This is a genomic window from Kitasatospora sp. NPDC101108, assembly GCF_055584725.1.
Genome location: NZ_JBVJLM010000003.1, coordinates 545555 through 559278 on the forward strand (window position 1 = coordinate 545555; position 13724 = coordinate 559278).

Below are 13724 nucleotides of genomic sequence, written 5' to 3' on the forward strand. Positions count from 1 at the left end.
AGAACGGCATGGCTCAGGGAACCGTCAAGTGGTTCAACGCTGAGAAGGGCTTCGGCTTCATCGCCCAGGAGGGCGGCGGCCCCGACGTCTTCGTCCACTACTCCGCCATCAACGCGAACGGCTTCCGTTCGCTGGAGGAGAACCAGGCGGTCACCTTCGACGTCACCCAGGGTCCGAAGGGCCCGCAGGCGGAGAACGTCACCGCTGTCTGACCATCCTCTGATGTTCTGATCGCTCGGGACCCCTTCGGGTCCGCCGACGGCTCCCGACAGCCGTCACCATGAGCACAAGAGCAGCACCCAAGGGGGCCTGCCCACCGCGGCGGGCCCCCTGCCTTTTCGGTGGTCTCCCGCCTCCTCCCCGGAGGCGGGAGACCCGGAAGGGCGACGAGGAACGCCGAAGGGCCCTCCCCATCAGGGGAGGGCCCTTCGCACACCCAGCGGTGAACCGGACCGGAGGACCCGGGCCGGGAGAACAGCCCGGGAGGCCCGGACCGGGAGAACGGCCCGGAAGGCCCGGACCGGAAGACCCGGACCGGAAGGCCCGGATCAGGCCGCGGCCGCGCCCTTGGCATCGGCCAGCACCGGAACGGCGGCCTTCGGCGCGTCCTCCTCGTACAGGTCCCCGGAGGGGTTGTTGTACGCGGCCACGTCCAGGATCCGCTCCCGCGCCGCGACCACGATCGGCACGACCACCTGACCGGCGACGTTGGTCGCGGTCCGCATCATGTCCAGGATCGGGTCGATGGCGAGCAGCAGGCCGACGCCCTCCAGCGGCAGGCCCAGGGTGGACAGGGTCAGCGTCAGCATGATGATCGCGCCGGTGAGGCCGGCGGTCGCGGCCGAGCCGACGACCGAGACGAAGGCGATCAGGATGTAGTCCTTGATGCCCAGCTCGATGTTGTAGACCTGGGCGACGAAGATCGCGGCGACGGCCGGGTAGATCGAGGCGCAGCCGTCCATCTTGGTGGTCGCGGCGAACGGCACCGAGAAGGAGGCGTACTCGCTCGGGACGCCGAGGCGCTCGGTGACGCGGCGGGTGACCGGCAGGGTGCCGACCGAGGAGCGGGAGACGAAGGCCAGCTGGATGGCGGGCCAGGCGCCCTTGAAGAAGTGCAGCGGGTTGAGGCCCGCGGCGAAGCGCAGCACCAGCGAGTAGACGACGAACAGCACCAGCGCGCAGCCGACGTAGATGTCGAGGGTCAGCGTGGCGAAGGGCTTGAGCAGGTCCCAGCCGTACTTGGCGACGGACTTGCCGATCAGGCCGAGGGTGCCGAGCGGGGAGAGCCGGATGACCCACCACAGGGCGGTCTGGGTCAGTTCCAGCACGGTCTCGCTGAGCTTGAGGACCGGCTCGGCCTTGGTGCCGAGCTTGATGATCGCTGCGCCGACCACGACCGCCATGAAGACGATCTGCAGGACGTTCACCTTGACGAAGGCGTCGACGATGTTGGTCGGGAAGATCCCGGTCAGGAAGTCGATCCAGGTGCCCTTGGAGTCGAGTGCCTTGAGGCCCTCGGTCTTCAGGTTGGTGCCCCGGCCGGGGTTGGTGAGCAGGCCCAGGCCGAGGCCGATGCCGACCGCGATCAGCGAGGTGATCATGAACCAGAGCAGCGTGCGGGTGGCCAGCCGGGCCGCGTTGGTGACGTTGCGCAGGTTGGCGACGCTCACCACGATCGCGGTGAAGACCAGCGGGGGCACGGCCAGCTTGAGCAGCTGGACGAAGATCTTGCCGATGGTCTCCAGGGTGGTGGCCAGCCAGGAGATGTCGGCGGCACGGGCCAGGTAGCCGAGGCCGACCCCGAGCAGGAGGCCGGCGACGATCTGCACCCAGAACGGCGTCTTGCGGATGCGGGTGAGCACGGACGGCGACGAGGTCGCCTCGGGCGCTGTGGACATGGGGGTGCGACTCCGGGGGAGGGCGTTGCTGACGGTGGGGTGTGGGCGGAGGAGGCGGCACGGCACGGGGCCGGACGTGGGAGAGGCTCGGGCCCCGGTTCAGGGGCGTGCCGCCGCGGTACAGCTCATGGCCGTACAGCCCATGGCGCGACAACGGCGCGGGCTGTCCACAGCACCGGTCAGAGCGCACGGGCGGGCGGCTCCGGGCAGCGGGCCCGGGCCGTGCATCCGCAGTGCGTCTGAGGTGGTCACGGCCGATACGTTAGCAGTAAAGGTTTGAGATGTTCAAAGTAGTTGTTTGAGATGGGGTCGGACCCCAAGGCCGCCCAGGAGTGGGATCCGGACACGAACGATGCTGACGCCCCATCAGGCCAGCGCCCCGGCCGGATTGACCGACCGGCAGTTATACGTATAACTTTGACGGAGTCCCGGCCCTCCCAGCCCTCCCCTGCCCAGACACCGGAGAACACCACCGATGGGCTACCTCGCCCTGCTCCGCGCCCCGCACGTCACCCGACTCCTGCTCGGCACCCTGCTCGGCCGCCTGCCCGCCGGTATGACCGCCCTGGTGATCGCCCTCGCCCTGCGCGAGGCCGGCGTCCCGTACGGCCGGATCGGACTGGCCACCTCCGTCTACGCGCTCGCCGCCGCCGTCGGCGGACCGGTGCTCGGGCGGATCGTCGACCGCACCGGGCAGCCCCGCGTCCTGCTCGCCTCCGCCGTGGTCGCCGGCGGCGGGTACGCGCTGCTCGCCCTCGCCCCCGGCTCCCCCGTCGCCGCACCCCTCGGCGCCGCCGTCGCCGGCCTGGCGATGCCGCCGCTGGAACCCTGCCTGCGCTCGCTCTGGCCGGACGTGGTCGAGGACGAACAGCTCGACACCGCGTACGCCTTCGACTCCGCCTCCCAGCAGATCCTCTACGTGGCCGGGCCGCTGGCCGTCGCCGGGATCGCCGGACTGTTCAGCCCGGTCGCCGCGCTCTGGGTGGCCGCCGGACTCGGGCTGGCCGGCGCCCTGGTCGTCGCCACCGCCGCCCCCGCCCGGGCCTGGCGCGCCCCCGCCCGCGAGAAGTCCGCCGGACTGCTCGGCCCGCTGCGTTCCCCGGGCCTGGTGCTGCTGCTGATCGGACTGGCCGGGGCCGGCTGGGCGGTCGGCGCGCAGAACGTGCTCTTCATCGCCTACGCCGAGCGGCATGCCGGCGGACTGCCCGGCGGCGGGGGCACCCTGCTGGCCCTGGCCGCGCTCGGCGGACTGCTCGGCGCGCTGGCCTACGGCATGGTCAACTGGCGGCGGAGCACCGCCACCCGCACCTGGCTGATGGCCCTCGCGATGGCCGCCTCCTACCTCCCGCTGGTGACGCTGCCCGGCCCGTACCCGATGGCCGCGCTGGCCTTCCTCTCCGGCATCGTGCTCGCCCCGCTGCTCGCGGCCGCCTTCGTACTGGTCGCCGAACTCGCCCCGGCCGGTACGGTCACCGAGGCCTTCGCCTGGCTGGTGACCCTGTTCGCCACCGGCAACTCGCTCGGCTACGCCGTCTCCGGCCACCTCGCCGAGGACTCCTCGCTGCGCCCGGTCGCGGTGTGCGCGGCGGGCGGGATCGCGCTCGGCGCACTGGTGCTGTTCGGCGCCCGCCGCTGGTTCCGCTCCACGCCCGCGGTCATCTCCGGAGCGCCCGTCGAGCCCGCCGAGCCGCTCCCGGTGGGCTGACCGGCCCGCCCCACAGACGACTGCGCCCGCCGGGGGTCTGGCCGGCGGGCGCAGTCCTTCCGCCGGAGGCGGAGCCGCGGTCGCAGTCGCGCTCGCGCTCGCGGCGCAGCCACAGCCACAGCCGCAGCCGCAGTCCCGTCAGGGCCGTGCCGGAGCCGTCGAGGAGCGCTGCACCAGGGAGGTGGCCAGCGGCGCCACCGGCTCCACCCGCTCGCCGCGCAGCAGTCCGGCGAGCGCCGCCGCCCCCGCCCGGCCGAGCTCCTCGCCGGGCAGGTCGACGGTGGTCAGCGGCGGGGCGAGCAGCCCGGAGACCGCGACGTTGTCCATGCCGACCACCGAGAGGTCGTCCGGCACCCGCAACCCCCGCTCGGCGGCGGCCTGGTAGACCCCGGAGGCGACCACGTCGTCGTCGCAGATCACCGCGCGCGGACGGTCCGCCCGCTCCAGCAGCTCCCCCGCCACGCTCCGCGCGGCCGCGTGCCCCTCGTTCAGGCTCACGCCCAACTCCACGACCTCCAGGCCGAGTTCGCGGACGGCCTGCTCGAAAGCGGCCTGCCGGACCCGGAAGGTGTACGCGGCGTGGGTGGAGCGCAGGCGCCCGATCCGGCGGTGCCCGAGGGCGGCCAGGTGCTCGACGGCGGCCCGCATCCCGCCGGCCACGTCGAGTTCGACGGTCGGGCGGGCCCGGTCGGTGCCGGGATCGGCGTCCAGGAAGACGGCCGGGGTGTCGGGCGGCAGCTCGCCGAGCTGGCTGTCGTCCGGGGAGCAGATCAGCAGGCCGTCGAAGCGGCCCGCGGTGGCGGCCTCGGCGAGGGTCGCGCTGCCCCAGCCGGAGCTGACCACGACCGCCAGGCCGTGCCGGCCGGCCTCGTGGTGGACGCCTTCCAGCACCCGGCCGAAGAACGGGCCCTGGAGGTTCGGCACCGCCAGCATGATCATCCCGCTGCGGCCGAGCCGCAGTTGACGGCCGGCCGCCTGCGGGCGGTAGCCGAGGCTGCGGGCGGCCTCGCGGACGCGTTCCCGGGTCGCCTCGGAGACCCGGCGGCCGGCCTCGGCACCGGAGAAGACCAGCGAGACGGTGGCCTGGGACACCCCGGCGAGCCGGGCCACGTCCCGCCCGGTGGGGCGGCGCACGGGGGCCGGCCACGTCCCGGCGGGCCGGTCGGCCCCGGAAGGATCAGCGGCTCCGGGAGGGTCAGCGGCTCCGGCGGCCCCGTCTGCCCCGACGGCCCCTTCGGCACCGGCGGGCCGGTCGGCCCCGGAAGGATCAGCAGCCACGGCGGGCGGCGCCCGGCGTCAGCTCTGCCCGGAGGCGGCCGCGCGGGCGGCGTCGTCCGCGGCGTCCTCCTCGGCGTTCTGGCCGGCGATCCGATCGGCGGTGCGGCTGCGCATCCCGGCGACCTTGGTGGTGATCTGGGAGGACATCTCGTCGCGCTGCTTGCTCAGCAGCACGTAGCTGAGCGGCGCGGAGGCGATCGCGGCCAGCAGGACCAGGAAGACCACCCCGGCCTCGCCGCTCACCGGGATGACGCCGAAGTGCCCCAGCAGCAGGGCCACCAGCAGGCAGCCGAGGAAGATGCTCGCCCGCATGGAGGTGTAGCGGAGCGTGGCGTGCGACTTCTGCGGGCCGTTGCTGCTCACTGGGACACATCCTTCTGGTTCGAGCCGGGGCGGGACTTCCAGTCAAGCATGCCTGACACCCGGCCCGGGCCAGGGGTCCGCCGCCCCTCCCCCGGGAAGCCCGCGACCGGTCCCCCGACCGGCTCCCCGACCGGCTCCCCGACCGGTCCCGACCGGTCCCGCAACGGGTCCCCGGCAGGTCCCCCGACGGGGTTCAGCGCAGGTCCAGCCACATGGTGATGTCGTCGCGGTCGTCCCCCGGGGCGACCCGGATCGCGGCCGGCACCCGGCCGACCTCCCGGTAGCCGCACCGGGTGTAGAAGCGCTCCAGTCCGAGGCCGCCGCGCGCGGTGAGCCGCAGCGACTCCAAACCCCAGGCGCGGGCGACCCGTTCGGCCTCGGCGAGCAGTTCGGCGCCGTAGCCGAGGCCCTGGAAGTCGGGGTGCACCATGACCCGCTTGAGCATCCGCCAGTGCTCCATCGGTTCGAAGCGCATCGACGCGAAGAACAGCACCCCGACCAGCCGGCCGGTCGCGCTCTCGTGCGCGACCAGCAGCCGGTCGGGGCCGTCCGGGTCGACCCCGGCGAACTGGTGGTCGGCGGTGTCCCGGACCTCCTCCTCGGTGACCGGGGCCACGAAGCCGACCGCGCCGCCCGCGTTGGTCACGTCCGTCCACAGCCGGACGACGGCGGTGCGCAGGTCGGGGTCGAGCTTCGGGTCCAGGGTGAACGTGAGCGCCATGAAGCGGAGCCTAGCCGTCCGCTCGAACGCGCTTACGAGAGGGCGGGCACGGCCCGATCGGTCGGCCGACCGGTGCGCAGCGCCAGGCAGAGTCCGACCGCGACCGCGCACAGCGCGCCGGCGCCGTACCAGGTCAGGTCGTAGTTGCCGAGCGCGTCGCGGGCCAGGCCGGCCAGTCCGGCGACGACGGCGGCGCCGATCTGGTGGGCGGCGAGCACCCAGCCGAAGACGATCGGGGCGTCCTCGCCGAAGTGGCGGCGGCACAGGGCGACGGTCGGCGGCACGGTGGCGACCCAGTCCAGGCCGTAGAAGACCACGAAGGCGAGGATCGGCGGCTGGAGCGAGCCGGCGAGCAGCTGCGGCAGCAGGAGCAGGGACGCCCCGCGCAGCCCGTAGTAGACGGTGAGCAGCAGCCGGGAGTCGACCCGGTCGGTGAGCCAGCCGCTGAAGACGGTGCCGGCCACGTCGAACAGGCCGATCAGGGCGAGCAGGCTCGCGGCGGTGGTGACGGGCATGCCGTGGTCGTGGGCGGCCGGGATGAAGTGGGTGCCGACCAGGCCGGCGGTGGTGGCGCCGCAGATCGCGAAGGAGCCCGCCAGCAGCCAGAACGGCCGGGTGCGGGCGGCGTCGCGCAGCACCCGCAGGGTGCGGGCCAGGGCTCGGGCGTCCCGCACCGGCTCGGGCGGCGCCTCGGTGGCGCCGTACGGGAGCAGGCCGAGGTCGGCGGGGCGCTCGCGCATCAGCAGCAGGACGGGCACGGCGACGGCGCTGGCGGCGAGCGAGACCACGACGACGGCCGAGCGCCAGCCGTGCTGCTCGACCAGCCAGGCGCCGACCGGCAGGAAGACCAGGTTTCCCGCTGCTCCGGCGGCGGTGAGCACTCCGGTGACCAGTCCCTGGCGGGCCTGGAACCAGCGGCCGGTGATGGTGGTGGCGAAGGCGCCGGCCATCGAGCCGCTGCCGAGTCCGACCAGCACGCCCCAGCACAGGATCAGCTGCCAGGGCTGGCGCATCAGCATGGTGAGGCCGGCGCCGACCGAGATGGTCAGCAGTGCGCAGACGACCACCAGGCGCACGCCGAAACGGTCCATCAGGGCGGCGGCGAAGGGGGCGGTGAGGCCGTAGAGGGTGAGGTTGACGGAGGTGGCGCTGGAGATCGTCCCGAGCGACCAGCCGAACTCGTTGTGCAGGGCGTCCATCATCAGGCTGGGCGTGGAGCGGAAACCGGCCGAGCCGAGCAGGACGAGCAGGGCGACGGCGGCGACCACCCAGGCGTAGTGCACCCGGGGGCGCCGGCCGGGGCCGGGCGCGGGGGCGGTGGCGGCGGTGGGGGCGGTGGAGGGGGCGGCGAGGGCACTGCGTTCGGTCACGTGGACGAGTCTCCCGAGCGCGCGCCGCCCGGACGAGTGGCCTGGATGACAGCTTTCGCAAGGATCGGGCCACGCCCTCGCGTACCCTGGCCCGGACGCCCCCCGCTCCGGTCGGGGGCCCCGGGGAGGAACGGCATGGCGCACCTGGTCGCGGTACTCGCCCTGGAGGGCGCGATCGCCTTCGAACTCGGCATCCCCGCACGGATCTTCGGCAACGCCAAGGACGACGCCGGCCGCCCGCTGTACGAGGTGGCCACCTGCACGCTGGACGGCGGCCCGGTCGCCACCAGCGCCGACTTCCGGATCGCGGTCGACCACGGGCCCGAACTGCTGGAGCGGGCCGACACCGTGGTGATCCCGGCTTCCCGCGACTCCGACCCGGACCTGGCGGACGCCCCCTTCACCCCCGAACTCGCCGCCGCGCTGCGGCGGATCCGGCCCGGCGCCCGGCTGATGTCGATCTGCACCGGCTCCTTCCTGCTGGCCGCCGCCGGACTGCTGGACGGCCGCCCGGCCACCACCCACTGGCGCTACACCGAGCTCTTCGCCCGGACGTACCCGAAGGTCCTGCTGGACCCGGACGTGCTCTACACCGACGACGGCGACATCCTCACCTCCGGCGGGGTCGCCGCCGGGGTGGACCTGTGCCTCCACGTGGTGCGCCGCGACCACGGCAGCGCGGTGGCCAACGCGGTGGCCCGCAACTGCCTGGTGCCGCCGTGGCGCGACGGCGGCCAGAAGCAGTACGTGGAGGCCCCGAGCCCGGTGACCGTCGGCGGCACCGGCAGCACCGGCACCGCGGCCGTCCGGGCCTGGGCGCTGGAGCACCTGGAGGAGCCGCTGCCGCTGCGCCGGCTCGCCGACCGGGCGGGCCTGAGCGTGCGGACCTTCACCCGGCGCTTCCGCGAGGAGACCGGTGCCAGTCCGGGCCAGTGGATCACCACCCAGCGCACCGAGCGGGCCCGCCAGTTGCTGGAACGCACCGACCTGACGATCGACCAGGTCGCCCGGCGTTCCGGTTTCGGCACCGCGGCCTCGCTGCGGCTGCAGCTGCGCGGACGGCTGGACGTGGCGCCGAGCGCCTACCGGCGCACGTTCCGGGCCACCCCGGCGTAGCGCCGGCCGGACGGCGGTTCCCGCGCGGAGCCGAACCGGGAGGCTGGGGCCGGGACCCGGGAGGCCGGGGCCGAGAACCGGGTGAAGCTGAGTGAACCCTGGGAAAAGGCTGACGCTTGGCCGGAATCCGCCCCTCCGGAGCGACGCGCCGGACGGCGGCCGACCGCGTGCGCGTCGAGCGCAGCGTGGCGGGCCGCCATCCGATCGCGGCGCACGGGCCCTGAACCCGCGCCGCGCCCTCCGCACTCGCCGAGGAGCGGGCCGCGCCCGGCGGTCCACGATCCCCCCCTGCTGACGCGATCCCCCTGGACAGCAGCACCGTGGCGCGGACGGACGTCCCCTCGGCGTCCCCTCGCAACGGAGAGCCGCACCCAAGCGTGATCAGTCGGATACGTCACGTCAATGGCTAGTCCGAAATTCGGAATGGTTGCGTCAGCTTTCAGCCGGTGATCGCCGGCGCGGTCCGCGCTGTCGCTCCGACCGGCCCGGAAGCCGCTATTGAGCCAAAGCCGCCCAGTCCACCCCGGCCATCGGGTCCACCGGCGGGGCCTGGGTGTCGATCTCGCACCACACCCGCTTGCCCGTTCCGTCCGGGTACCAGCCCCAGCGCTCGCAGAGCAGCTCGACCAGTTCCAGCCCGCGCCCGTTGGTCGCGTCCTCGTCCGCACCGGCGTGCCGGGGGACCGGGGCGGTCCGGCTGGCGTCGGCCACCTCCACCCGCAGCGGACCGGACGGGCCGGCCTGCGCGGAGTCGTCGGCCACCGGCAGGCAGAGTCGCAGCACGGCCGGACAGCCGGTGTGCACAACGGCGTTGGTGACCAGTTCCGAGACCACCAGCACCACCGTCTCGGCCATCGGCGCGTCCGGGTCCACTCCGTGGTTCAGCAGCCGGGAGCGCACCCACCGGCGGGCCCGGCCGACCTCCGAGGGGTCCGCCCGCACCGCAAGCTGTACCTGAAGAACCTGCACCGCTCCACCACCCGCACTCGCAGTTCGGCCAACGTCCCGATCGGGCCGGATCAGCCGGCCGGCGGGGCCCTCGCTCTTCACCCGGTGCCACCCGGGGCTCGCCCGGGCGCTCGCCGACCCGTCCACCCGCGCCACTCGCCCGCGCCAACTCGTCAGTCGCGCACAGGCGCGACACGAATACGCCTCAGGATGGGTGGGCGGGCGGACGGCAGCAAGCGCTTCGGGCATATTCCGGCGATCGGGGTACAGGGCAGTGCATACTGTCCCGTTCACTCTCGCGAGCCTCGCACCGGCGCTCGTCCGGCCCGGGCCGACGCCGGTCCCGCTCAGCGCGTGTCGGACACGCCCTGGCGGGAACCTACCGCCGGACACCCCCGCCTCCCCGCCCGCCACTCACGAACCACCCGTGCGACATATGTCCAGCGGGGGTCGAACAGCGGCACCGGCGGCGGACGGCCCCACGACCGGACCGTCCCACCGTGTGACGACCCGCCACCGGGATCCACCGGGACCCACTGGGACCCATCGGGATCCGCCGCGACCCGCCGCGACCCGCGACCGGGCGCGCCCGGGGCGCCCCGGACAATCGCCGAACCACGAGGCGGGGTTCCGTTCTTGCCCGATTCCCTCCCACCGCCGACCGGCCACGGGATACCGTGGGGTAACGTCAAGCGAACCGGGCAGGGAGGGTGGTTCCTGATGGCCGCCCCGGACCGGATCCCGCGCTGGGACGAGCAGTTGCAGCGGCGCCTCGCCCGCGGCGAGGAGACCGCGCTCGGCGAACTCTACGACCGGCTCTCGCCGATGGTGCACGGCCTGGCCGGGCGGATACTCGCCGACCAGGCGGCCGCCGCCCAGCTCACCCGGGAGATCTTCGCCCATGTCTGGGAGCACCCCCAGGACTTCGACCCCGCCCAGGGATCGCTGCGCTCCTGGCTCGGCGCGCTCACCCACCGCCGCGCGGTCGAACGGCTGCGGGCGCGCCGCGGCGCCGAGCGGGCGCCGGAACGCGGGACCCTCGCGAGCGAGGAGGAGATCCGCGCCGTGGCGACCGCCGCGCGCATGCAGTACGTGGTGGACTCCCTGCCCCAACCCCTGCGTGAGACCATCGCGGTGACGTACTACGACGGCCGCACCTACCAGGAGACGGCCCGGCTGCTCGGCATCAGCGAGCAGGCCGCCAAGCAGCGGATGCGGCTCGGCCTGGAGCTGCTGGCCACCGAACTGGCCGACGAACGCGCCCGCCAGGAGCCGGGCGCGGAGCACCGGGACGGGCGCGGCGACCAGCACCGCGGGCAGCACGGCGTGGCGGGCGAACGCGGCGACATGGACGGCAACGGGGACGGCAACGGGGGCGGTAACGGCGACGTGGACGGGGGCAGGTGGACATGAACGAGGAGCGGCACGACGCCCTGCGCTCGCTGCTCGGCGCCTGGTCCCTCGGTGCCTGCCCGCCCCGCGAGGCCGCCGAGTTGGAGCAGCACCTGCGCGGCTGCGCGGAGTGCGCCGAGGAGGCCGTCCGGCTGCGCGACGCGGCCGGCTGGCTCTCCCTGGACGAGCCGCTGGACCAGCCCGGTTCGCTGCGCCAGCAGGTGCTGGACTGGTGCCTGGCCCGCCGACCGGCCGAACTGCCTGTCCCCGCCTGGGGGATGCCGTACACCGCGGAGACCGCCAAGCTCGACGCGCTGCTGCGCGACCTCGGCCCGGAGGAGTGGCAGGAGGTGGCCGAACTGCCGTGGCACGGCGGCGCCGAGCTGTTGCGCCCGGCCGAGGTGCTGGGCCGGCTGACCGCGGTGGACGGCTTCCTGGCGCTCGCGCTCGGGCTGCCCGACCCCGTCCCGGCGGCCGCCCCGTCCGCACCGGTGCCGGCACCGCAGGCCGGGCGCCGGGTGCCGCCGCAGGAGCCGGCCGCCCCGGTGCTGCGGGTGCCGCGGGTGCCGCCGCAGGGCGGCCCGTACGGGGCGGTCACCACGCGCACGGCCCGGCTGCTCGCCGACCAGTCCGGGCTGCCGCCGCAGTCGGTGCGCGCCCGGTGGCGCCAGCAGACCCACGACCTGGTGCGCAGCGCCGCGCTGGCCCCGCAGGGCAGCACTCCGGTCGACCTCGGCTGCGCGGTGCTGCCGCTGCGCGACGCCTTCGTGGACCGCGCCCTGGAGTGCTACGTGCACGGCGAGGACGTGGCCCGCGCGGTCGCCTACCCGTACGACCCTCCGGCGCCGCAGCACCTGCGGCAGATGGTGGAGTTGGTGGTCCGGCTGCTGCCGCGGGCACTGGCCGGGCTGCGGGCGGCGCGCCCCGCAGCCGCCGGGACGCCGGGCACACCGGGCGCGGCGGCCGTAGCGGGGGCGAGGCGGCTGCGGCTGGTGGTGGACGGTCCGGCGGCCGGCGAGTGGCTGGTGCCGCTGGACGGCGAGCAGGCCGGGCCGCCCGGCGGCGAGCCGGTGGCCTCGATGGTGCTGGACGGCCTGGAGCTGTGCCAGCTGGCCGCCGCGCACCGCGACCCGGACCGGCTGCCGGTGGGCGAGCACGGCGACCGGGCCGCGGTGCGCGAGGTGCTGCACGCGCTGCCGCTGCTGTCCCGCCCTTGAGAGTTCGGGAGCCCCGTAGCCCCGGAGCCCCGGAGCCCCGGGAGACGCGGAGCCCCGGGAGACGCGAAGCCGCCGGGAGCCGCGAGGGCCCGAGCGGCTCAGGCGAAGACGACGGTCCGGCTGCCGTCGAGCAGCACCCGGTGCTCGCTGTGCCACTTGACCGCGCGGGCCAGCGCCTGGCACTCGACGTCCCGGCCGAGCGCGACCAGCTGGTCCGGGCTGATGTCGTGGGTGACCCTGGCCACCTCCTGCTCGATGATCGGGCCCTCGTCGAGGTCGGCGGTGACGTAGTGCGCGGTGGCGCCGATCAGCTTCACGCCGCGGGCGTGCGCCTGGTGGTACGGCTTGGCGCCCTTGAAGCTCGGCAGGAAGGAGTGGTGGATGTTGATCACCCGGCCGGACAGCTCGGTGCACAGCTGGTCGGAGAGCACCTGCATGTAGCGGGCCAGCACGACCAGTTCGACGTTCTCCTTCTCGACCAGGTCGAGCAGCTGCCGCTCGGCCTCGGCCTTGGTGTCCCTGGTGACCGGGATGTGGTGGAAGGGGATGCCGTAGCTCTCGGTCAGGTCCCGCAGGTCGGTGTGGTTGGAGACCACCGCGGCGATCTCCACCGGCAGCGCGCCGATCCGGGTGCGGTAGAGCAGGTCGTTCAGGCAGTGCCCGAACTTGCTGACCATGAGGACGATCCGCATCCGCTGCTCGGTCGGGTGGATCTGCCAGTCCATCCCGAAGGAGGCGCCGATCGCGGCGAAGCTGGCCCGCAGCTTGTCGGCGGTGACCGGCTCGGGGGCGGAGAAGTGCACCCGCATGAAGAACAGTCCGGTGTCCCCGTCCCCGAACTGCTGGCTGTCGATGATGTTGCAGCCGGTCATGAAGAGGTAGCTGGAGACAGCGTGGACGATGCCCTGCTTGTCGGGGCAGGACAGCGTGAGGACGTACTGGGCGCTGGCCGGCTGCTGTTCCACTGGGGGTATCCCGTCCTGAGGTCGTGCGAGTTCGTGAATGGTCCAGCGTGTCACATCCTGGACAGTGGCCGCCCCGCTGCCCGTACTGCGGGACGCCACCGCCCGGCGGACGGGCCTCAGACCTGGGTCAGGATGCGCAGCACGTCCAGGGACCGGGGGGCCGCGTCCGGGTCCTCCCCGTCGCCGACGGCCAGGGCGACGTGGGCCTCGCGGGCGGCCCGGACGGTCTCCGGCCAGCCGGGGTGGCCGAGGTAGGCGGAGGCGGGGGCGTCCGCGCCGACCTCGTGCAGCATCTGCACGGCGCGCAGCACCGCGACGTCGACCAGGGCGGCCTCGGCGGAGTCGCGGAAGATCGTGCCCACGTACTTCTCGGCGGACCAGCGGTCCAGCCAGGTGTCCTCGACCAGCCGGTAGACGGCGTCGGTCACGTCCCCGTAGCCCTCCCGTCCGGCCAGCCAGGCCTCCTGCTGGAAACCGGGGTCGGACAGCATGTGCAGCGCCGAGCGCAGTCGGGCTCGCCAGCGCCACCAGGGCAGGTCGTTGAGCGGCATGCCGCCCATCGTGCTGGAGCGGTGGCCCGGACGAGAAGTGTTTCGGGCGGACCGGTGCGAAGAATCTGTGCTGGCGGACATGGTGAACGATCGTACGTTCCCCGTCTGTTCGTGCTCCACTCGCGATCTACACGCGTACCCCTCCGGATTTCAGCCTCCGTTGGCCGAGCGTTCGCATTTCGGCCCTCTCGCCTTGCGGC

13 protein-coding genes are annotated in these 13724 nt (G+C 74.1%); 5 read left to right on the plus strand and 8 right to left on the minus strand.

Features of this window, described 5'->3' with window-relative positions; genetic code table 11:
* The first annotated feature begins 8 nt into the window (after positions 1–8).
* A complete protein-coding gene (locus tag ACZ6Z8_RS10745) occupies positions 9–212 on the plus strand; it encodes a cold-shock protein (protein ID WP_030287184.1) in 204 nt (67 codons plus the stop codon).
* 336 nt (positions 213–548) lie between these two features.
* On the opposite strand, the gene ACZ6Z8_RS10750 is transcribed toward ACZ6Z8_RS10745, so the two are convergent.
* Complete coding sequence (locus ACZ6Z8_RS10750) at positions 549–1898, minus strand: dicarboxylate/amino acid:cation symporter (RefSeq protein WP_465608228.1); 1350 nt, start codon at positions 1896–1898, stop codon at positions 549–551.
* A gap of 475 nt (positions 1899–2373) precedes the next feature.
* Here ACZ6Z8_RS10750 and ACZ6Z8_RS10755 point away from each other — a divergent pair, with 475 nt between their 5' ends.
* Complete coding sequence (locus ACZ6Z8_RS10755; protein ID WP_465608230.1) at positions 2374–3603, plus strand: MFS transporter; 1230 nt, start codon at positions 2374–2376, stop codon at positions 3601–3603.
* A gap of 138 nt (positions 3604–3741) precedes the next feature.
* Here the strand turns inward: ACZ6Z8_RS10755 and ACZ6Z8_RS10760 are convergent, their stop codons facing one another.
* The 4 genes from ACZ6Z8_RS10760 to ACZ6Z8_RS10775 all read right to left on the minus strand — a co-directional run bounded on the left by ACZ6Z8_RS10760 (position 3742) and on the right by ACZ6Z8_RS10775 (position 7335).
* The gene (locus ACZ6Z8_RS10760; RefSeq protein WP_465608232.1) at positions 3742–4737 is read right to left on the minus strand and encodes a LacI family DNA-binding transcriptional regulator; all 996 of its coding nucleotides are present in this window, start codon (positions 4735–4737) and stop codon (positions 3742–3744) included.
* 162 nt (positions 4738–4899) lie between these two features.
* Positions 4900–5244, minus strand: a complete 345-nt coding sequence (locus tag ACZ6Z8_RS10765; protein ID WP_465608234.1) for a DUF4229 domain-containing protein — start codon at positions 5242–5244, stop codon at positions 4900–4902.
* 193 nt (positions 5245–5437) lie between these two features.
* On the minus strand, positions 5438–5965 hold the full coding sequence (locus ACZ6Z8_RS10770) for a GNAT family N-acetyltransferase (RefSeq protein ID WP_465608236.1): 528 nt from the start codon (positions 5963–5965) through the stop codon (positions 5438–5440).
* 32 nt (positions 5966–5997) lie between these two features.
* The gene (locus ACZ6Z8_RS10775; protein ID WP_465608238.1) at positions 5998–7335 is read right to left on the minus strand and encodes an MFS transporter; all 1338 of its coding nucleotides are present in this window, start codon (positions 7333–7335) and stop codon (positions 5998–6000) included.
* A gap of 135 nt (positions 7336–7470) precedes the next feature.
* Here ACZ6Z8_RS10775 and ACZ6Z8_RS10780 point away from each other — a divergent pair, with 135 nt between their 5' ends.
* Positions 7471–8451, plus strand: coding sequence for a GlxA family transcriptional regulator (locus tag ACZ6Z8_RS10780; RefSeq protein ID WP_465608240.1), 981 nt, complete (start codon positions 7471–7473; stop codon positions 8449–8451).
* Positions 8452–8946: 495 nt separating this feature from the next.
* Here the strand turns inward: ACZ6Z8_RS10780 and ACZ6Z8_RS10785 are convergent, their stop codons facing one another.
* The gene (locus ACZ6Z8_RS10785; RefSeq protein WP_465608242.1) at positions 8947–9420 is read right to left on the minus strand and encodes an ATP-binding protein; all 474 of its coding nucleotides are present in this window, start codon (positions 9418–9420) and stop codon (positions 8947–8949) included.
* Between the two features lie 699 nt (positions 9421–10119).
* Here ACZ6Z8_RS10785 and ACZ6Z8_RS10790 point away from each other — a divergent pair.
* A complete protein-coding gene (locus ACZ6Z8_RS10790; RefSeq protein ID WP_465608244.1) occupies positions 10120–10812 on the plus strand; it encodes a sigma-70 family RNA polymerase sigma factor in 693 nt (230 codons plus the stop codon).
* Positions 10809–12008 carry a zf-HC2 domain-containing protein gene (locus ACZ6Z8_RS10795; RefSeq protein WP_465608447.1) on the plus strand — a complete coding sequence of 400 codons (1200 nt, stop codon included), beginning with the start codon at positions 10809–10811 and terminating at the stop codon, positions 12006–12008. The genes ACZ6Z8_RS10790 and ACZ6Z8_RS10795 overlap by 4 nt, the downstream gene beginning before the upstream one ends.
* Before the next feature lie 98 nt (positions 12009–12106).
* Here the strand turns inward: ACZ6Z8_RS10795 and purU are convergent, their stop codons facing one another.
* Entirely contained in the window at positions 12107–12973 is an 867-nt protein-coding gene (purU, locus tag ACZ6Z8_RS10800; protein WP_465608246.1) for a formyltetrahydrofolate deformylase, read from the minus strand.
* Between the two features lie 116 nt (positions 12974–13089).
* Positions 13090–13605 (minus strand): SCO4402 family protein, encoded by a 516-nt coding sequence (locus tag ACZ6Z8_RS10805; RefSeq protein ID WP_465608248.1) that lies wholly within the window; start codon positions 13603–13605, stop codon positions 13090–13092.
* Positions 13606–13724: the final 119 nt, after the last annotated feature.